The sequence below is a fragment of the Pseudomonas sp. TH07 genome (assembly GCF_016651285.1).
GTDB lineage: Bacteria > Pseudomonadota > Gammaproteobacteria > Pseudomonadales > Pseudomonadaceae > Aquipseudomonas.
On sequence record NZ_JAEKED010000001.1, the window covers coordinates 4,156,170 to 4,174,958 of the forward strand.

General features: G+C 66.4%; 15 protein-coding genes and 1 pseudogene. 9 read left to right on the forward strand and 7 right to left on the reverse strand.

Features of this window, described 5'->3' with window-relative positions:
* Window positions 1–105: 105 nt before the first annotated feature.
* The 8 genes from moeB (at window position 106) to JFU57_RS19445 (ending at window position 9,141) form a co-directional block, all read left to right on the forward strand.
* The gene (moeB, locus tag JFU57_RS19410; RefSeq protein WP_201130464.1) at window positions 106–1,278 is read left to right on the forward strand and encodes a molybdopterin-synthase adenylyltransferase MoeB; all 1,173 of its coding nucleotides are present in this window, start codon (window positions 106–108) and stop codon (window positions 1,276–1,278) included.
* 20 nt (window positions 1,279–1,298) lie between these two features.
* Entirely contained in the window at window positions 1,299–1,706 is a 408-nt protein-coding gene (locus JFU57_RS19415) for a Mov34/MPN/PAD-1 family protein (protein ID WP_078472659.1), read from the forward strand.
* Between the two features lie 73 nt (window positions 1,707–1,779).
* The gene (locus JFU57_RS19420; protein WP_201130465.1) at window positions 1,780–2,052 is read left to right on the forward strand and encodes a MoaD family protein; all 273 of its coding nucleotides are present in this window, start codon (window positions 1,780–1,782) and stop codon (window positions 2,050–2,052) included.
* A gap of 85 nt (window positions 2,053–2,137) precedes the next feature.
* Complete coding sequence (locus tag JFU57_RS19425; RefSeq protein WP_201130466.1) at window positions 2,138–3,988, forward strand: CoA transferase; 1,851 nt, start codon at window positions 2,138–2,140, stop codon at window positions 3,986–3,988.
* On the forward strand, window positions 3,985–5,634 hold the full coding sequence (locus tag JFU57_RS19430) for a class I adenylate-forming enzyme family protein (RefSeq protein WP_020296669.1): 1,650 nt from the start codon (window positions 3,985–3,987) through the stop codon (window positions 5,632–5,634). The genes JFU57_RS19425 and JFU57_RS19430 overlap by 4 nt, the downstream gene beginning before the upstream one ends.
* Window positions 5,628–6,848: an acyl-CoA dehydrogenase family protein gene (locus JFU57_RS19435; RefSeq protein WP_201130467.1), complete on the forward strand. Its 1,221-nt coding sequence runs from the start codon at window positions 5,628–5,630 to the stop codon at window positions 6,846–6,848. Before JFU57_RS19430 ends, JFU57_RS19435 begins: the two co-directional genes overlap by 7 nt.
* A complete protein-coding gene (locus JFU57_RS19440; protein ID WP_201130468.1) occupies window positions 6,845–8,062 on the forward strand; it encodes an MFS transporter in 1,218 nt (405 codons plus the stop codon). The genes JFU57_RS19435 and JFU57_RS19440 overlap by 4 nt, the downstream gene beginning before the upstream one ends.
* Window positions 8,059–9,141 carry a glucuronyl hydrolase gene (locus JFU57_RS19445; RefSeq protein WP_201130469.1) on the forward strand — a complete coding sequence of 361 codons (1,083 nt, stop codon included), beginning with the start codon at window positions 8,059–8,061 and terminating at the stop codon, window positions 9,139–9,141. The genes JFU57_RS19440 and JFU57_RS19445 overlap by 4 nt, the downstream gene beginning before the upstream one ends.
* Window positions 9,142–9,181: 40 nt before the next feature.
* Here the strand turns inward: JFU57_RS19445 and JFU57_RS33680 are convergent, their stop codons facing one another.
* The 7 genes and pseudogenes from JFU57_RS33680 to JFU57_RS19475 all read right to left on the reverse strand — a co-directional run bounded on the left by JFU57_RS33680 (window position 9,182) and on the right by JFU57_RS19475 (window position 17,026).
* On the reverse strand, window positions 9,182–10,045 hold the full coding sequence (locus tag JFU57_RS33680; protein ID WP_446739675.1) for a methyl-accepting chemotaxis protein: 864 nt from the start codon (window positions 10,043–10,045) through the stop codon (window positions 9,182–9,184).
* Window positions 10,040–10,813: pseudogene (locus tag JFU57_RS33685) on the reverse strand (CHASE3 domain-containing protein); the annotation flags it as partial. The gene JFU57_RS33680 and the pseudogene JFU57_RS33685, both read right to left, overlap by 6 nt.
* 294 nt (window positions 10,814–11,107) lie before the next feature.
* On the reverse strand, window positions 11,108–13,339 hold the full coding sequence (locus JFU57_RS19455; RefSeq protein ID WP_207202216.1) for an LTA synthase family protein: 2,232 nt from the start codon (window positions 13,337–13,339) through the stop codon (window positions 11,108–11,110).
* Between the two features lie 347 nt (window positions 13,340–13,686).
* The gene (locus tag JFU57_RS19460; RefSeq protein ID WP_078472650.1) at window positions 13,687–14,127 is read right to left on the reverse strand and encodes a CBS domain-containing protein; all 441 of its coding nucleotides are present in this window, start codon (window positions 14,125–14,127) and stop codon (window positions 13,687–13,689) included.
* 171 nt (window positions 14,128–14,298) lie between these two features.
* Window positions 14,299–15,483 (reverse strand): N-methyl-L-tryptophan oxidase, encoded by a 1,185-nt coding sequence (solA, locus tag JFU57_RS19465; protein WP_201130471.1) that lies wholly within the window; start codon window positions 15,481–15,483, stop codon window positions 14,299–14,301.
* A gap of 25 nt (window positions 15,484–15,508) precedes the next feature.
* A complete protein-coding gene (locus JFU57_RS19470; protein ID WP_201130472.1) occupies window positions 15,509–16,033 on the reverse strand; it encodes a DUF2867 domain-containing protein in 525 nt (174 codons plus the stop codon).
* 102 nt (window positions 16,034–16,135) lie between these two features.
* Window positions 16,136–17,026, reverse strand: coding sequence for a LysR family transcriptional regulator (locus tag JFU57_RS19475; RefSeq protein ID WP_201130473.1), 891 nt, complete (start codon window positions 17,024–17,026; stop codon window positions 16,136–16,138).
* 138 nt (window positions 17,027–17,164) lie between these two features.
* On the opposite strand from JFU57_RS19475, the gene JFU57_RS19480 reads away from it, so the two are divergent.
* Entirely contained in the window at window positions 17,165–18,676 is a 1,512-nt protein-coding gene (locus tag JFU57_RS19480) for an MFS transporter (protein WP_201130474.1), read from the forward strand.
* The last annotated feature ends 113 nt before the right edge of the window (window positions 18,677–18,789 follow it).

Here is an 18,789-nt window from a genome sequence, read left to right on the forward strand (position 1 = left end):
TGAATACGAATTCGTCCCCTTCGAATATGAAAAACGCCGGTGGTTGAATTGCTTAATCCAAGTTGCTAGTTGAGAATCGATTGCATTCATAAACAGGTATTACTTATGAAACTTCCTGCACTTGTAGAACCTACAGCGAACTTAAGTAACGAAGAAATAACCCGTTATAGCCGCCACTTGCTGATCCCTGATGTCGGCCTTGATGGCCAGCGTCGGCTCAAGAGCAGCAAAGTGCTGGTGATTGGTGCCGGCGGCCTGGGTTCGCCCGCGTTGTTGTACCTGGCCGCGGCCGGTATCGGCACCCTGGGCATCATCGATTTCGACCGGGTGGACGAGTCCAACCTGCAACGCCAGGTGATCCACCGGGTGGCCACGGTCGGCCAGCTCAAGGTCGACAGTGCGGCCGCCGCGATCCACGATCTCAACCCCCATGTCCAGGTCCAGGTCTACGACCAGCGCCTGGAGCCGGAAAGCGCGGTCGAGCTGTTCAGCCAGTACGACCTGATCCTCGACGGCACCGACAACTTCGCCACCCGCTACCTGGTCAACGACGCCTGCGTCCTGGCCAATCGGCCCTATGTCTGGGGCTCGATCTTCCGCTTCGAAGGCCAGGCCTCGGTGTTCTGGGAAAACGCCCCGGGCGGCGTCGGCCTCAACTACCGCGACCTGTACCCCGAGCCGCCACCGCCGGAACTCGCGCCTTCGTGCTCCGAAGGCGGGGTGCTGGGGATTCTCTGCGCCTCCATCGGCGCGATCATGGCCACCGAGGCGATCAAGCTGATCACCGGCATTGGCGAGAGCCTGCTGGGCCGCCTGATGGTCTACGACGCCCTGGAAATGTCCTACCGGCAAATGCCCCTGCGACGCTTGCCCAACCGCCGGCCTATCGAGGCCCTGAGCGACTACCAGGCCTTTTGCGGCCTGACCGCGCCGGTCGGCGTGCAGCCTTCGGACATCCCTTCGATCAGCGCCCGCGAACTGCACCAACTGCGCGAAAGCGGCCAGGACCTGCTGTTGATCGATGTGCGTGAACGCACCGAGTGGGACATCGTGCGGATCCAGGGCGCCCAGCATCTGCCCAAGGGCCCCAAGCTCGCCGAGCTGATCGAGACCCGCTTCGGCAAGCACGCCAACCTGGTGCTGCACTGCAAGTCCGGGATGCGCTCCAAGGCGGTGTTGCTGGAATTGCAGCAGCGTGGGTTCAGCAACGTGCGCAACCTGGACGGCGGGGTGCTGGCCTGGGTGCGTGATGTCGAGCCATCGTTGCCGTCCTACTGAGCCGGGACTGGGGAGCCGAGATGTTGAGTCTTCGTGCCGGTCTGCTGGAGGCCATGCTGGAGCAGGCGCGGCGAGATCACCCCCTGGAAACCTGCGGCATCATCGCCGCGCCGCTGGGGGAGAAAACCGCCGAACGCCTGATCGCCATGGACAACGCCTCGCGTTCGCCGACCTTCTTCAGCTTCGACCCGAGGCAGCAGCTGCGGGTCTGGCGCGAGTTGGATGAGCGCGACGAGGAATGTCGGGTGATCTACCACTCGCACACCGCCAGCGTGGCGTATCCGAGTGCCGACGATGTGCGTTACGCCGGCGACCCGAGCGTGCACTACGTGATTGTTTCAACCCTGCCGGACACTGAAGCGCCGATCCGCAGTTTTCGAATAATCGATAACAAAGTGACTGAAGAAAGTATTTATATCGTTCGCTAAATCCACGACTGGCCAACTTTAACTAACGATCAACTTATTAATGACGGGCTGTATAAAGCTCGGGGAGTTCTGTATGTCGATTTCCGTCAACGTGCCCACTTTGTTGCGCACTTTTACCCACGATAAAAAGCGTGTCGAAGTTCAAGGCGCTACTGTTCTGGAAGTTATCGAGCACTTGGAACGGGACTATCCAGGGGTCAAGGAACGCCTGATCGGCGATGGCCAGGTGCACCGTTTCGTCAACATCTACGTCAACGACGATGACATCCGTTTTGCCGACAACCTGGCCACCGCGCTCAAGCCGGGCGACGCCATCACCATCCTCCCGGCCGTGGCCGGCGGCTGAGGTACGCCGAACCCTCCGGGCCTGCGCGGCGTACCTCACCCGAGGCCATCGCGCAGTGGCATGCAATCACTCTGGCGTCTGTCTTATGTCTCCTCTCTTACAGGGCTGCACCCTCAGCGGCGGCTTTGCTCCATCGGCCACCGGGTTCGCGCCGCTGGCAGCGTCACTGCGCTATCAAGCGACGGCGCTGGGCCTTGCGCCACGCATCACCCATGCCGATCCGGCACAGCAGGGGTTGGGTTTCACCTTGCGCCATCCCGACCTGCAACCGGTGCAGGCCCTGGTTCACGCCTGGCCTGATGGCCGATCCCAGGCGTTCAGCGAACACACGCTGCAGGCCGCCTGCGGCTTGATGTCAGTGCACGGCCGGGCCAGTGGCAGGGCCCAGGGGCTGGGGCTGGACTATGTGGCCAACCTCAGCGCCAGCCTGGCCTTGCAAGGTGCCTTCGCCGCCGCCCTGGGCCAGTTGCGCGGTGGTGAGTGGCGTGAGGTGTACAGCTCGATGGCGGCGGCCGGGGTGCTGGGCATCGGCCAATACCTGGCGGGTGCCACGGCCGGTGCCGAGGCCGAGCACCTGCTGCCGGGCGCCACCTGCGCCAAGAATCGCCCGCCCTTTGTTTCGGCCGACGGCCTGCACTTCGAACTGGAAACCCTCGACGCCGAACCCTGGCGCCGCTTCTGGTCCGCCGTGGGCATCGACGGCGAGCTGGCGGGGCAGGGCTGGAAGGCTTTTCTGCTGCGCTATGCCAAGGCCGTCGCGCCCATGCCGCCGGCGTTTCGCCAGGCGCTGTCGCGCTTGTCCATGGCCCGCATCGAGGCCTTGTGCGCCTTGAGCGGCATGGCCGTATGCCCGTTGCGCAGCCTGCAACAGCGCGCCACCGATACTGATCTGTCACGCCAGCGCAGCCAGGGCCCCTGGGCCTTCAGCGCCGGCCTTGGCAGTGACGCCGGCTGGCCGGCCCTGGCCCAGGACGGCTTGCCCTTGAGCGGGCTGACGGTGATCGAATCCTGCCGTCGGATTCAAGGCCCGCTGGCCGGCCACTTGCTGGCCATGCTCGGGGCCGAGGTGGTGCGCATCGAACTGCCTGGCGGCGACCCGTTGCGCTCCATGGCGCCCTGTGTCGATGGGGTATCGGTGCGCTTTGATGCGCTCAACCGCCTCAAGCAGGTGCGCGAGCTGGACATCAAGTCGGCGGCCGGCCGTGAAGAGTTGTATGAGCGGGTCCGCAACGCCGCGGTGTTCCTGCACAACTGGGCACCGGGCAAGGCCGCCGAGCTGGGCCTGGACCGCGCCGACCTGGCGCGGATCAACCCGGGCCTGGTGTACGCCTATGCCGGTGGCTGGGGCCATGACCGTCCGGGCGAACCCTTGCCGGGCACCGACTTCATGGTCCAGGCCTGGTCGGGGGTAGGCGAGTGCATCGGCCAGGCCTCGGCCACCCCGGGCGGCTCGCTGTTCACCGTACTCGATGTGCTGGGTGGCGTGGTCGCGGCCCAGGGCGTCACCGCCGCCTTGCTCCAGCGTGCCCTCAGTGGCCAGGCGGTGCGCGTCGACAGCTCGCTGCTGGGCGCCGCCAACCTGTTGTGCGAACCGCTGTTGCAGGCCGAATCGGCGCCGGACTCAGTGCTCAAGGGCCTGTACCCGACCCTGGACGGGCTGCTGGCCATCGACTGCCAGACCCCGGAGCAGCTCCAGCGCCTGGCACGACTGCTCGACTGCGACCTCAGCGCCGGCCCGCCAGGGCAGGACGCGGCGTTGCGCAGTGCCCTGGCGTCGCAATCCGCTGCTACCTGGCAACAGGTGCTGGGCGACGCCGACATCCCGACCTCCGTGGTCGTACAAGACCTGTCGCAGCTGGCTGAAGACGGGCGATTGAAGACGTGTTTAAGCGTGAATTCCTATACCTCGGTCAACGCTCACTGGAGTTTTCGATGAATAACGCAGGCATTATTGATCTGGTCCCCGCCGATGTACGCCGTGTCTGGGAATCCGACGGCACCTACCCCAATCGTTCGGTGTATCAACTGTTCCGCGAGCACGCCCTGCGCGAGCCGCACAAACCCGCAGTGCTCTGCGCCGAAGGCACCCTCAGCTATGGCGAGCTGCATGACGCGGCGCTGCGCATGGCCGCCAGCCTGCGCGCCTCAGGCATCGTCGCCGGTGATGTGGTGGCCTACCAACTGACCAACAGCTGGCGCAGTTGCGCCATCGACCTCGCCGCCGCTGCTCTGGGGGCGGTGGTCGCGCCATTCCCGCCGGGCCGTGGCAGCCTGGATATCCAGGCCCTGGTGCGCCGCTGCGATGCGCGGGCGGTGATCGTCCCCGCCGAGTACGCCGGGATCGACCTGTGCCAAGTGATCGAAGCGCTGCGCCCGACCCTGTTGTCGCTGCGGGTGCTGATTGTCGAGGGCGAGGCCCGTGCCGGCTGGCTGAGCCTGGAGTCGATGCTCAAGGCCGAGCCCCTGAGCGACGCGCAATTGCCCACGGTCTGTGCCAATTCCCCGGTGCGCCTGCTGGTGTCGTCCGGCACCGAATCGGAACCCAAGCTCGTGGCTTATTCGCACAACGCGCTGGTGGGCGGTCGCGGCCGTTTCCTGCAACGCATCCACCCCGAAGGTGCGACTTTCCGTGGCCTGTACCTGGTGCCGCTTGGATCGTCATTCGGCTCCACCGCGACCTTTGGCAGCCTGTCCTGGCTCGGCGGTTCGATTGCGCTGCTGTCGCAGTTCGACGTCGGCGCGGCCATCGAGGCCATCGAGCAGTTGCGGCCGACCCATATCCTCGGGGTGCCGACCATGCTCCAGCGCATCGCCGCCGATGCGCGCCTGGCCGAGGTCGACAAGTCGAGCCTGCTGGGCCTGATCTGCGGCGGGTCGCTGATCGACGAGGTCACCGTGCGCCGTTGTGTAGAGGCCTTCGGCTGCGGCTTTATCAGCCTCTACGGCTCGGCGGACGGGGTGAACTGCCATAACACCCTGGACGATGCTCTGGACGTGGTGTTCTACAGCGTCGGCCGGCCGAACCCGGCGGTCTGCGCGATCAAGATCTTCGACGAACACGGCCAGGAACTGCCCCAGGGCAGCATTGGCGAAATCAAGGCCCGGGGGCCGCTGAGCCCGATGCAGTACGTCAACGCCCCGGAACTCGACGCCCAATACCGGGACGCCGAAGGCTGGGTCAACACCGGCGACCTGGGCTACATCGACGCCGATGGCTACCTGATTCTGTCCGGGCGCAAGAAGGACATCATCATCCGTGGCGGGGCCAATATCAGCCCGGTGCAGATCGAAACCCTGGCCACCGGCCACCCGGATGTGGTCAGCGTGGCCTGCGTCCCGGTGCCCGATCCGGACCTGGGCCAGCGCGTGTGCATCTGCGTGACCCTGCGCGACGGTGCGCCGCGTTTCTCCCTGACGGAGCTGACCGACTACCTGCGCGAGCAGGGGCTGGAGGTCAACAAACTGCCGGAATACCTGCGCTTCTACCGTCAACTGCCGCTGACCCCGGCGGGCAAGATCGACAAGAAATCCCTGGCCGCCGAAGTGGCGTTTCTCGAAAGCGGGGCGGGCATCGCATGTTGAGTGCACTGGCGGTCGCCGCCCCCCAGGACAGCGCCGAACTGGCGCGGCAGGTCCGGCAGTTTGTCGATGAGCGGATTCTGCCCCATGAAGCCGAACTGGCCGGTGAGCCGCGCCAGGCGGCGCGGCGCATGGCCGAGATGAGCGCCGCGGCCCGGGCCGCCGGGTTGTGGGGCAGCTTCTACCCCCAGGCCCTGGGCGGCCGGGTCAGCAGCCTGCGCAGCTACCTGGCGGTGGCCGAGCAGGAAGGGCGCTCGGAATACGCTCCGGCGATCTTCGGCGACGACGCGACCCTGGACCTGCACATGCTCACCCGGCATGCCAGCGAAGACATCCGCCGGCGCTTTCTCGCGCCCTTGGCGGCGGGGTCGATGGTGTCCAGCTACGGCATGTCCGAGCCCGACAGCATTGGTTCGATCCCGGCGACCATGAGCAGCCGCGCGCAGTGGGTCGACGGTCATTGGCTGCTGAGCGGACGCAAGTGGTTTATCTGCCGCGCCGAGCGTGCAGCGCTGGTCACAGTGATCGCCCGCACTGCCGAGGGGCCGCTGGAAGGGGCACTGTCGATGTTGCTGGTGCCCAGCGATGCGCCGGGGTTTGGCGTGGTGCGGCCGCTGTCGATCCTCGGGCGGTTTTGCGGCCAGGGCGAGTTGCTCTTCGATCAGGTCAAGCTGCCCCCCAGCCATGTGCTGGGGCAGGCGGGGCAGGGCCTGGCGCTGATGCAGGAGCGCTTGCGCCTGGGGCGGGTGCTGCGCTCAGTGCACTGGCTGGGCCTGGCCCAGCGCTGCTTCGACCTGATGTGCGCGCGCATCCATTCGCCGCGCGGCGAGCAGGCGCGGCTGGGGGACAAGCAACTGGCGCGGCAGCGGGTGTTCCAGGTCTACCAGGCCATCGCCAGCGCCCGTGCGCTGTTGCAGGACGCCGCCGATAAATACGATGCCGGGGTGGCCAACAGCGTCGAAGTCAATATCGCCAAGGTCGCGGCTTCCCAGGCCCTGAGCATGGCGGCTGACTCGGCGATCCAGATCATGGGCGCCGAGGGCCTGAGTGAGCTGTCGCCGCTGTCGGGCATTTATCGCACTGCGCGCACCACCCATATCCTCGACGGCACCGACGACGCCCTGATCAGCGCCGTGGGCCGGCAACTGCTGGACAACTGCGGCGAGGCGGGGCTGGATTTCGACTGGCCATCACGGCCGGCGGGAGTCCCACGATGAGCGAGGGCAATACGGCGCGCGGCGGTGGGTTGCGGCTGGTACTGACCGCCGCCATGGCCCTGCCGATGCTGATCTTCTACGCCGTCGGCACCCTGGGCCCGTTGCTGGTGGCCGACCTCGGCGTGCCGACCCACTGGCTCGGCTGGCTGATCATGAGTGCCTTTGGTTTTGCCGCGCTGCTGTCGCTGTGGGCCGGGCCGCTGGTCAATCGCCTGGGTACCCGGCGTGCCCTGGCCTGGCTGTTCTGGGCCACGGCCGGTGCCTATGCGTTGCTGGCGAGCCTGCCGGGGTTTGCCGGGGTGGTCCTGGCGCTGGCGGTCTGCGGCATTGCCCAGGCCCTGGCCAACCCGGCGACCAACCTGTTGATCGCCGAGCGCGTCGCCCCCCGGGACAAGGCCTCGGTGGTCGGCCTGAAGCAATCCGGGGTTCAGGTTTCGGCGCTGTTCGCCGGCCTGCTGCTACCGGGCCTGGCCTTGGGCCTGGGCTGGCGCGGGGCCCTGGCCACCTTGCTGGTGCCGACCTTGCTCCTGGCGGTCCTGGGACCGCGCGTTGCCCCGCGCGCGCACCAGGCCAAGCCCATGAGCCTCGCCCTGCACCGGCCCAATGGACGCCTGGCGCTGCTGATGAGCGTGCAGCTGTGCGTGGGCATCGTGCTGTCGTCGTTCGTGACCTTTCTCGGGGTGTTCGCCACCCGCCAGGGCATGAGCCCGGGCCTGATCGGCGGCTTGATCGCCGGCTTCGGGGTGATGGGCATCGTCGCCCGCACCTGCCTGACCCCGCTGGGCGCGCGCATGGCCGATGAGTCCTGGTTATTGCTCGCGCTGTTGCTGCTGTCGGGGGTGGCGTTGTGGCTGACCTCCCTGGCCACCCCGGAGCGCCACTGGTTGCTGTGGGCCGGCGCCCTGGGCATGGGCCTGACGGCGGTGGCGACCAATGCCATCGCCATGAGCATGGTGTTGCGCGACCCGGGTTTCGGCAGCCCGGCCCCGGCGGCAGGCATGCTTTCGGTGGGCTTCTTTGGCGGTTTCGCCCTGGGCCCGGTGTTGTTCGGGCAACTGTTGCGCGGGTCCCTGGGCTTCGCCGATGCCTGGCTGGCGCTGATTGGGGTGCTGCTGCTCGGCGGCGTACTGAGCCTGCTGCTGTACCGCGCCCGGCAACGCCATCGGCGTGCACCGGTAGTGGCGGCCAAGCCGCTGCTGAGGGCTGTCGAATGAACGCCTTGAGCCGCACCCAGGCGCCGCTGCAATCGGCGGAAGTGCAGCGCGCCATCGACCAGTTGCTGGCGCGCCTGGAGCTGATCGACGCCGCCTGTGGCGAGGGCTTCCCGTTGTATTGCCGGGGCCTCGACCAGCCCTGGAAAGTCTCCGCCGGCGGTTCCTGGCTGGGCGGTTTCTGGGCCGGCCTGTGGTGGCTGCGCGCCTATTGCCGCGCCGCGGACCAGGACCGGCAACAGGCCGAGCAGATCAGCCAGCGCCTGGCCGACAAGCTCGACAGCGACACCCATCACCGCAGCCTGATTTTCTGGTACGGCGCCGGACTTGGCGCGTGCCTGCTGGGCAGTGAGCCCGCCGCCGAGCTGGCACGCCAGGCCAGCCAGCGTTTGGCCCAGGCCTTCAATCCGTTGCTGGGGGCCATTCCCCTGGGGCGCGACATGGGCGGTGGCGAACAGGGCGATCAGAGTCTGAGTATCGACCCGTTGGCCGCGACCCTGCACCTGTTTGCCATGGACGCCGAGCCACGCTCCCTGGGCCTGGGGCGCCAGCAACTGCACAGTTCGTTTCGGGCCTGTGCCGGGCCGGACGGTGCCTGGAGCAGCCATGGGCGCTTCGTCCAGGGGCAGTGGCAGGCTGGTGATGCGCCCGGGAATTGGTCCCGGGGCCAGGCCTGGGCCATGCTCGGCCTGGGGGTGGGGGCCGAGCTTTACGGCGCGCCATTCACGGCCGATGCCCAGCGCGCGGCCGCGTACTGGTTGCGCAGCCGGGCGTTGGCCGGGCCGGTCAATCGGTTGTATGAACCCCAGGGTGCGGATGATCCCTGCGCGGCGGCCATGGCCTCCCTGGCCCTGCTCGGGCTGGCGGCCACGGCGGCTGATGGCGAGGCCTTGCGCCTGCAAGCCGAGGCGCAACTGGCGGCGATCATTCGTGGGGGCGACTTTCAGCAGGGCTGCTTTGTCGGTCACTGCTACCGCACGGCGCCGGCCGTGGAGCAGAAGGTCGAAACCGCCTGTGGCAGTTTTTTCCTGCTGGCGGCGCTGCTGGCCTGGTCCGGGAAAATCGACCCCAGGTGGATCTGACATAGCGCTTCACCTGCGTGAAGCGCTGGGTCCGGCGGGTTTACAGGCGGAACACATTCACCTGCTGTTCGAGGTTCTGTGCCAATTGCTGCAGCGAGCGCGCGGTCGCGGTGGTTTCCTCCACGGCCTGGCTGTTCTGTTGGGACATCTGGGCGATGCGCTCGACGTTGCGCGCCACGTCCTGGCTGGCGGCGGTCTGTTCGCGCAGGGCCAGGGAGATCTGATCCACCACCCGCACCACGCTGCCTGAAGACTGGCGGATATTGACGATGGCTTCCCCGGCCTGCTGCGCCAGTTCGACCCCGGTCTTCACCTGCTCCACCCCCACGTCCATCTGAGTGACGGCATCCCGGGTGCCGACCTGGATTTTCTTGATCATCTCGGTGATTTCCTGGGTCGAGTTGGCGGTGCGTTGCGCCAGCAGCCGCACTTCGTCGGCCACCACGGCGAACCCGCGGCCCTGTTCGCCGGCGCGGGCGGCCTCGATGGCGGCGTTGAGGGCCAGCAGATTGGTCTGCTCGGCGATGCCCTTGATCACGCTGACAATGCTGGAAATCTGCTCGGAGTGCTGGTCCAGTTCAGCGATCTGGGTTGCCGAGGACTGCACCGTGTCGGCAATCAGACGCATGCTGGCCAGGGTGTCCTGGATCACGCTGCCGCCTTCCTCGGACTGGCGCCCCGAGTCGCTGGACATGGCATGGGCTTCGCCGGCGTTGTCGGCCACGTGGTTGATGCTGACCGTCAGTTCTTCCACCGTGGCCGCCATGGACGAGGCCGAGTGGGATTGTTCATGGGCCGACGCCGAGAGCTGGGTCGAGGCGCTGGAGATACTCTGGGACGCGACCACCAGCTGATCGGCGCCTTGCTTGATGCCGGTGATCATGCTCCGCAGGCGTTCCTGCATCACGGCGAAGGCGCTGAGCAGGTTGCTGACTTCATCCTTGCCGCTGCTGGCGATGCTGCTGTCCAGGCGCCCGTCGGCAATCGCCTTGGCCACGTCCACCGCCTGGCGGATGCGCCCCACCAGGTTCGACGACAGCGACCAGGCCACCAGCAGCGCCAGGACTGCCGCGGCCAGGCCGCCGCCGATCAGGATCACCAGAGCCGAGCGCTTGGCCTCGACCATGGCGGTGGAGCGGCTCTCCAGCAGTGCTCGTTCGTCGTCGCGCAGTTCACTGATCAGCTGGCGCATGCCATCCATCTTGGCCTTGTCGCGGCCGGCGGCGATCTGCTCGAGCAGCGCCGACAGCGGCTGGGTGCCGGCGGTCACCGCACGCCGCAGGTTGAGGTGGCTCTGGATATCGTCTTGCATCCACTGATCGTGCAGGACCTTGATGCGCTCCAGGCGCGACTGCTGCGCCGGGTTGTCGGCGGTGCTGCTCTTGATGCGGGCGTAATACTCGGCGAAGGCTTTTTCACCGTCCTGCAAGGGTTGCAGGAAACTCTCCTGGCCGCTCAGGGCAAAACCGCGCACGCCGGTTTCGATATTGATCAGGCTGCGCAGCAGGGACCCGGATTCGTTCATCACTTCGTAGCTGTGGATGTTGCTTTTGACGCTGCTGCTGACCTGATCGAAGCCGCGCAACGCCGAGAGCACCAGGACCAGGATAATCAGCAGGACCAGGCCGAAACCTGCATACAGCTTTTGCGAAATGCTCAGATTGGAAAACATGGGAGGTGGTTCCTGAACCGTTGGCCGAAGAAGTCACGGGCGCCTGCCACAGCGGGCGCCGAGTGATGGCTTATTGATATTTAAATGACATCAACGGTCGGACTTAAGCTGTACAAAAAAAGTTTCATGTACAGGTAATTTTAATCGCCGGAATGGTCGGCGCAGTTGTTTCAGCAGGTAACGGCGGGGACGGCGGCTGGCGCAGGGCGCGCTCGCAGCACTGTAGCGGCATGAGCTGAAGCGAGGTGGTGATGCCGTTGCCGCGGCGTCGAGGTGCGCGGCAACGGCGGCGGCTCAACTGGATTGGGCGACGTGGTCGTCCGGCACATCGTCCAGGGCTTCTTCCTGCCCGGGCACTTCGGTCACCACGCTGAAATCACTGACTTCAATGGCGCCATGGCCATAGCCCAGCAGGTGGAAGGAGAACGCTTTGCGCGACTCCGGGTTGGCGAAGCGGAAGTCCAGTTCCAGGGGCTGGTCCGGAGTCACTAGCATCTCGCCGTCCGGCAGGCCCAGTTGCACATCCTGCTCCAGTTCCTTGGCCTTGAGCAGGATATAGGCGTTCTGTTGCGGGTCCAGGGAGCGCACCTTGAGGCGCACGCTGGTCTGCGAGCCCTTGGGCATTTCCAGGTACTGGGCGCCGATCAGGTTGTCGGCCCAGTCATCCTTGATCTGCGCCTGCAACGGGATCACCGCCGGGCTGCCGAACTGGTAGTGCTGGTTCAACGGCGTGCGCAGCAGGGTGCCGTCCAGGGCCGTGGCCCGGGCGCTGATCAGGCGCGCGCGCTGGCCGCCGTACTGCCCCAGCAGGGTGGCGCGCTCGGCGATAAAGCCGGGGCTGGCGTAGTAGCGGCAGCGCTGCTGGAAGTCGCACTCGGTCAGGGTGCCCAGGCCATCGTGGTAACGCAGCTTGCCGTTGGTGTAGGACATGATCTCGCGCCCGCTGCTGTACTCGCGAAACAGCGAACGGCCGCTGAGGGCGGAGGGCACCGGCAAGGCGAAGTAGTCGAGGATCGATGCGCTCAGGTCCACATGCCCGTAGACCCCGGACTTGATCCTCGGCAGTTGCGCCTGCTCCGGTGCCAGGGTCAGGTTGAACCCCCAGGAAGAGGCCAGGCGTACGCCGTCGATGCCGTGGGATTCGTCCGAGGTGATCACCACCAGGGTGTCCTTGAGCACGCCTTTGCGTTCCAGGCCGCTGAGGAACTGTTCCAGGGCGTCATCCAGGTAACCCACGGCGGCCTGCTTGGGGCTGTCGTAGCGTTGCAGGTAGTCGTCGGGGGCGGAGTAGGGCTGGTGGGTGCCGACGGTGAGCAGCGTCAGCATCCAGGGCTTTTTCTGTTTTTTCAGCTGGCCGACGTAATCCAGGGCGCCTTCGAAAAAGGCCTTGTCGTCCTTGCCCCAGGGAAATTCCAGGTAGTTGTCGTTCTTGAACCACTCCAGGCCGTGGGTCGCGGCAAAGCCGATGTGCGGCATGATCTGGTCCTTGGCCATGAACCGCAGGCCAGCACCCTGCAGGTAGTGGGTGGCGAAGCCGTTCTTGCGCAGTTGGGCCGGCAGGCAGGCCTGGTTGCGCTCGCTCTGGGTGAGCATTTCCACACCCTTGGGCGTGCCGTTGTCGAGTTTGTCGTAGTCGCCGCAGAGCATGGCGTACAGGCCGCGAATGGTCTGGTGGGTGTGCAGCACGTAGTCCGGGGTGTTCATGCCGCGCTCGGCCCAGCGGCTGAGGTTGGGCATGAGGTTTTCCTGGTAGCTGCTGTGCAGCGCCTGGCGATTGGCGCCGATGTAGGCCCCGGGGATGCCTTCCAGGGCAATGATCAATACGTTGCGTGCCCGGCCCGGGGCCGCCAGCAGTTTTTCCCCTTGCAGGTCGAGCTGGGTCAGCCCGGCCATCTGTGGAGGGATATCGGCGATATCGCCTTCGAGCCAGTCTTCGGCGCGGGTCTGGAGTTCACCGACACCGGCGGCCAGCAGTTGATGGGGCAGGTTGAACAGGCGCCACTGGTCAGCCTCGGACGGCTGCAGGTTCTGGGTGCCCCAATGGGCGATCAACAGCAGCACCGGCACGCAGCCGCTGTAGGGCGGCAAGGGCGGGGCGGCATGGGCCCGGCCGGCCCAGCGGGTGGCCAGCCACAGGCCTAGGGCCAAGAGCAGGGCGACGCCGATCCAGGGCTGGGACATGCCGCCGCCGGTGGAGTTGCCCAGGAATTGCGGGTCGATCAGGTAGTGCAGGTCTGCCGGCGTCGGCAACCGGCCGACAGCGGTGACCAGCTCGGCGGTGGACAGGGTAAACAGGCTCCACACCAGCAGCACCGGCAGCGCCAGCCACCACGGCCGGCGATGCAGCGTGACCACCAGCAGGCTGCCTATGGCCAGGTCGGAGACGTAGCCCAGGGGTTCGGACCAGCCCAGCACGGCGCGCAGGACCAGGGGCAGGACCAGCACCCAGCCGATCAGGGCGATAAGCGCGGCGCGGGGGTGTTGCAACCCGTGACGAATGAAATTCACAAAGAGGGTTCCAGTCATTAAGTGGTCATAAAAGTGTGCGCGATGTTACCGGGCTACGAGGGCAAATGGGGGATATTCCCGGCCACGCAGGTGTTGGCGAATGCTTCGCCAGGGATGCAAGTGGCCTGCATGCCGCGCGCTGCAAGCCCTGGCGCGCAGACAGGGCACAGGCACTGAACGGGTGAATCGGGGGGATTAACTGTTTCAGGCTGTTAAACGACGCCCTACGTCATACGGCTGTAGCCGCTGCCGAGGCACGAGGCTGCGCTGGCCCTGGAGGACGCCGGAGGTGTGTCAGGTGCATCTTCGGCATCGATCAGGGCCAACGTCCGAGCGCAGCCCGAGACTGGGGCAGGGGCTACGGGCTATTCGCCACGGATGTATTGCTCCAGCTGGCGGATCAGGTCGGCCTGTTCGGCGATGGCTTCCTTGACCAGGTCGCCGATGGACAGCAGGCCCAGCAACTGCCCGTTCTCCACCACCGGCAAGTGCCGCAGATGGCTGTCGGTCATGATGCCCATGCAGGTCTCGACGCTCTGGTGTGAGTCCACGGTGATCACCGGCGAACTCATGATTGCGCTGACTGGGGTGCCAACCGAGGACCGCCCGTGCAACACTAGTTTGCGCGCGTAGTCGCGCTCACTGATGACCCCCACGACCACGCCGTTTTCCAGGACCGGCAGGGCGCCGACGTTTTTTTCCGCCATCAGCATCAGGGCCTCCAGCACCATCTGGTGGGGCGCGATGGTGTGGACTTTCTGGTTGTGTTGGGCCTTCAGCTTGAGTACTTGCGCGACGCTCTTCATGGGGCGCTCCTGTTGTTGTGCCTGGGACGACGACGCATCGCCCGCAGGGGTTCCTACAGAATCGTAGAGACTGGCCCAACCGGCAAGGTTGAATGCGTCGCCCAAGCACGAAAAAACGCCGTACCCAGGCTGTTTTTGCCCAATAGCCCAAAGATCGGCGCTTTTAGCCGCTCATAGCGCCTGCCCGCTGCTGAAGCGCTGCAAGCTGAAGGCGCTCAGGTCGACATCGCTGCGGCCATCGACACAGCGTTGGGCCAGGGCTTCGCCGATGGCCGCCGAGTGCTTGAAGCCATGCCCGGAGCAGGCGCTGACCACCGTGACATTGGCCAGGCGCGGGTGCTGGTCGATGATAAAGCCCGAATCCGGAGTCACGGTGTAGGCGCAGACCGCCGACTTCACCAACTGCGGGGTGACCCCGGTGAAATTGACCGCCACCAGATGGCGGTACATCTGCTCGGCCTCGGCGCGGCTGACCTGGCGATCCAGGGTGTCCGGCAGCGAGGTGGCGCTGTACTGCTCGGTGGCGATTTTCATGCTGCCTTCCCCGGGTACCGGCGGGAAGCCGTAGCAGGTCTCGGCCTCGCTGGCGCCGTGGATGATAAAACTCGGCGAGCGCGGGGCGAAGGGCGTCGGTTGCGCGAGCTTGAACCAGTACAGGGTTTGCCGGCAGACCCGCAGCAACTGGTCGAACGGTGCCCCCAGCAGCTCGCTCGACCACATGCCGGCACAGACAATGGCCTTGCCCGCCGTCACGCTGCGGCCTTGGCTGGTGATCCGCACCAGGCCGTCTTCGTTGGCCAGCGCCGTCACGGTTTCGCCGCCGATCCAGGTCGCCCCGAGGGCTTGGGCGCGGGTCAGTTGTGCCTCGATGCAACGTTCGGGGCGCACATATCCGCCGCCCGGCTCGAAGTAGCCCAGGGCACTGTCGTGGATCGGCGCGAACTGCGGGAACCGCTGGCGAATCTGCGCCGCGTCCAGCACCTCATGCTCGATGCCGTTGCGCCGCGCCAGCTCGATGCTGTGTTCGGTGAAGTCCGCGGCGCTGTCGGCGGCGGGCGCGGTGGCGCTGGAGGTCATCACCAGCACCCCGCACTGTTCGAACAGCTGCACATCCAGCTCGTTTTCCAGCTCGCGCCAGATCTGCTGCGAGCGTATCGCCAGCGGCACATAGGCCGCGCCTTCGCCCACCGCCTGGCGGGTGATGCGCGTGTCGCCATGGCTGGAACCCAGGTCGTGGGGCGGGGTGAACCGGTCGATGCCGAGCACCTTCACCCCGCGCTTGGCCAGTTGGTAGAGGGTGGCGGCGCCCATGGCGCCCAGGCCTACGACAACAACATCGAAATCGGGTGTATGCACGGCAAAAATCCTTGGACAGGGAGGTTCAGCGGCGATTGATGGCGGACAGGGTTATAGGCGCGATGATCCGGTGAAACGGCGCCACCGGCAGCATGTACAGGCGCCCCAGCCAGTTGTGCGGGTGCACCACGGTGGACAGCACCACCGGCCGTTGGCCATCGGCGGTCAGTGGCAGAAGGTTCAGCGACAGGTGCACATCCAGATGCTTGTCGCGGTCCACCACCAGCACCTCGTCGGGGCGCTGGGAGATCAGGGTGAAGATGCCGACCCGGTCGCCGGGCTGGTAATCCTCGTCGGGGCGGGACAGGTCGATACGGGTCAGGCGCCCCAGGTCCTTGAGGCCGAACAGCTGCACCACGCGGTTGCGCAGGCTCATCAGGTGGTCGATCCAGGCCGGCGTCTGGCTCATCAGGTTCAGCACATGGCGCATGGCGGTGCGTTCGGGATCAGTCGCCAGGGTCTGGCGGCAATCGATGAAAGTCGCGCCGGGGGCGAGGGCGGCGATGCTGGAGTCACTGGGCAGCGGGCAAGGGTGAACGGGTGACTTCATCGGTACGGCTCCCTGAAAAATGGCGGCTTCGGGCTTCATGCCCCTTAGCCATGGCAGACGCGGGGAAAAATACCACTTCTGTGGACTGGCAGCTTGCGCGGGCTAGGGCGCAATCTCCCTCGCCACCGATATGCCTCGGGCCTGGGGCTCGGCGTTGTGCACCAGCAACTGGCCGAACGCCTCGGCCGCCGCGCTCTTCTCGCCGCTGCTCCAGGCCAGCAGGAAGCGCGCCCCGGGCAGCGTCGGCAGACCGTATTCGCCGTCGACAATGCGCAGGCCCGGGCGCAGGTCGCTGGCCATTTGCACGGTCACCCCGAGGCCGGCGAGCACCGCATTGCGAATGCCTTCCTGGCTGGGCGAGCTGAACGCCAGGTGCCAGCTGCCGGCGCTTGCGCCCAGGGCGTCGAGGCCGATCTGCCGGTTGACGCAGGGTGCCGGCGCCAGGGCCAGGGGCAGGGAGGCCCCCGGGGCCAGGTCGAAGTGCTCGGCGGCGACCCAGACGAAGCGGGCACTGCGCAGCACTTCGCCGCTGTCCCGCCGCCCCGTCTCCGAGAGCACCACCGCCAGGTCCAGTTCCCCGGCCTTGAGCATTTTGCGCAGGTCGAGGTAGGTGCCGACGCTGACGTCCAGGCGCACCTCGGGAAAGGCCCGGGAGAACTGGCAAAGCAGCGGCGGCAGACGCTCGCCCATAAAGGTTTCGGGGACGCCGAAGCGCACCACGCCGCCCAGTCGCGAAGGCTGGAAGCGCCGCGCCAGGGCATCCAGGGAGGCAAGGATCTGCTGCGCGTGCTGCAGCACGTCCTGGCCGTCTTCGGTCAGGCTCAGGCGCCGGGTGGTGCGCAGCAGCAGGGGTTGGCCCAGTTGCTCTTCCAGGCGGCGGATCTGATGGCTGACTGCCGACTGGGTGAGGTTCAGGCGTTTGCCGGCGCGGGTGAAGCCGCCGCATTCATGGACCGCAACCAAGGCCCGCAGCAGGGTGGGATCGATATTCAAGGCAGGCTGCCATTCATGATGGGAATTACTGGATCCTACAAAATTTAATCATTTCCGTCATCAAGCGGGCTTGCCCAGACTTGAGCCCGCAGTCGCCAGCGGCTGAAACCTGCCGACCCTCTTTCTGGAAACCACTCGATGTCACCATCTCCTTCATCCAACCCACTGGCCCTGGCAGCGGTCTGCCTGGCCGCGCTGATGTTCGGCCTGGAAATCTCCAGCGTGCCGGTGATTCTCCCGGCCCTGGAAAGCCGCCTGCAGGGTGATTTCAAGGACCTGCAATGGATCATGAACGCCTACACCATCGCCTGCACCGTGGTGCTTATGGCCACCGGTGCCCTGGCCGACCGCTTCGGGCGCAAGCGGGTGTTTGTGCTGAGCATCCTGGCCTTTGGCCTGGCCTCGTTGCTCTGCGGCCTGGCGCAGGACGTGAACCTGCTGATTGCCGGTCGAGCGCTTCAGGGGCTGGCCGGTGGCGCGATGCTGATCACCCAGGTGGCGATCCTGTCCCAGCAGTTTCGCCAGGGACGGGAGCGCAGCCGGGCCTTCGCGGCCTGGGGCGTGGTGTTTGGCATCGGCCTGGGGTTTGGGCCGATCATCGGCGGGGTGATCCTGGCGCTGTCCAGTTGGCCGTGGATCTTCCTGGTGCACGGGCCCCTGGCGCTGCTGACCCTGGGGCTGGCTTTGGGCGGGGTGGAGGAATCGCGCCAGGCCCGGGCCGGCAAGCTGGATGGCGCGGGGATTGTGCTGCTGTCCCTGGCGGTGTTCGGCCTGGCGTTTCTCCTGACCCAGGGTTCGAGCCTGAGCCGCCCGGGCGCCGTGCTCATGGTCCTGGCGACCCTGGCCTGTTGCGCCGCCTTTGTCCGCGCCGAGCGCCGCAGCCCGCAACCGATGTTCGAACGGGAGGTGTTGCGCAACCGTCGCTTCTGCGGGGCGTTGCTGGGGTCCATGGGCATGAACTTCAGTTTCTGGCCCTTCATGATCTACCTGCCGATCTACTTTCACAGCGCCCTGGGCTACGACAGTCTGCACAGCGGCCTGGCGCTGCTGGCCTATACCTTGCCGACCCTGGTCTTTCCTCCGGTGGGCGAGCGCCTGGCCCTGCGCTTCGAACCCGGCCGGGTGATCCCCCTGGGGTTGTCCTGCATCGGCCTGGGGTTTGTGGCGATGTACGGTGCCAGCCAGTGGGCGGCGGTCAATGACCTGGCGATACTGCCCGGCGCCTTGCTGGCGGGGATCGGCCTGGGCATCACCAATACCCCGGTCACCAACACCACCACCGGTTCGGTGCCTGCCGAGCGTGCGGGCATGGCCTCGGGCATCGACATGAGCGCGCGGATGATTTCCCTGGCGCTGAATATCGCCTTGATGGGCCTGATCCTGGTGGCCGGGGTCGGCGCCTATCTGCAGCGTCACCTGAGCGGCGTGCCGGATGCCGGGCAAGTGCACCTTTGGGCGGAGCAGATCGCCGCCGGCCAGGGTGCGCTTGAGGGCTTGCCGTGGCTGGCCGGTGGTTCGGCGCAGGCGGCCCTGGCCCATGGCTTTGGCTGGGTGATGCTGTACGGCGGCTTGAGCGTCTGCGGGCTGGCGCTGTTCAGTGTCCTGACCTTCGCTCCCTGGCGGCGCGCGCGGCTGGGCAGTGTCAGTTGAACGCAAAAAAGGCGCCCTGACAGACCGTGTGAAAACGCAGTGGTTTTCACGCGGGCGGTGAAGGCGCCAAGGGGTTCACCCCAACCGAGGAGGGCCGGGTGAAACCGTTCGCA

Excerpts from the sequence above, each read along its gene's own strand:
- moeB (WP_201130464.1), top strand. The coding sequence starts at position 106 with ATGAAACTTCCTGCACTTGTAGAACCTACAGCGAACTTAAGTAACGAA.
- JFU57_RS19415 (WP_078472659.1), top strand. The coding sequence starts at position 1,299 with ATGTTGAGTCTTCGTGCCGGTCTGCTGGAGGCCATGCTGGAGCAGGCG.
- JFU57_RS19420 (WP_201130465.1), top strand. The coding sequence starts at position 1,780 with ATGTCGATTTCCGTCAACGTGCCCACTTTGTTGCGCACTTTTACCCAC.
- JFU57_RS19425 (WP_201130466.1), top strand. The coding sequence starts at position 2,138 with ATGTCTCCTCTCTTACAGGGCTGCACCCTCAGCGGCGGCTTTGCTCCA.
- JFU57_RS19430 (WP_020296669.1), top strand. The coding sequence starts at position 3,985 with ATGAATAACGCAGGCATTATTGATCTGGTCCCCGCCGATGTACGCCGT.
- JFU57_RS19435 (WP_201130467.1), top strand. The coding sequence starts at position 5,628 with ATGTTGAGTGCACTGGCGGTCGCCGCCCCCCAGGACAGCGCCGAACTG.
- JFU57_RS19440 (WP_201130468.1), top strand. The coding sequence starts at position 6,845 with ATGAGCGAGGGCAATACGGCGCGCGGCGGTGGGTTGCGGCTGGTACTG.
- JFU57_RS19445 (WP_201130469.1), top strand. The coding sequence starts at position 8,059 with ATGAACGCCTTGAGCCGCACCCAGGCGCCGCTGCAATCGGCGGAAGTG.
- JFU57_RS33680 (WP_446739675.1), bottom strand. The coding sequence starts at position 10,045 with ATGCAGGAACGCCTGCGGAGCATGATCACCGGCATCAAGCAAGGCGCC.
- JFU57_RS19455 (WP_207202216.1), bottom strand. The coding sequence starts at position 13,339 with ATGACTGGAACCCTCTTTGTGAATTTCATTCGTCACGGGTTGCAACAC.
- JFU57_RS19460 (WP_078472650.1), bottom strand. The coding sequence starts at position 14,127 with ATGAAGAGCGTCGCGCAAGTACTCAAGCTGAAGGCCCAACACAACCAG.
- JFU57_RS19470 (WP_201130472.1), bottom strand. The coding sequence starts at position 16,033 with ATGAAGTCACCCGTTCACCCTTGCCCGCTGCCCAGTGACTCCAGCATC.
- JFU57_RS19480 (WP_201130474.1), top strand. The coding sequence starts at position 17,165 with ATGTCACCATCTCCTTCATCCAACCCACTGGCCCTGGCAGCGGTCTGC.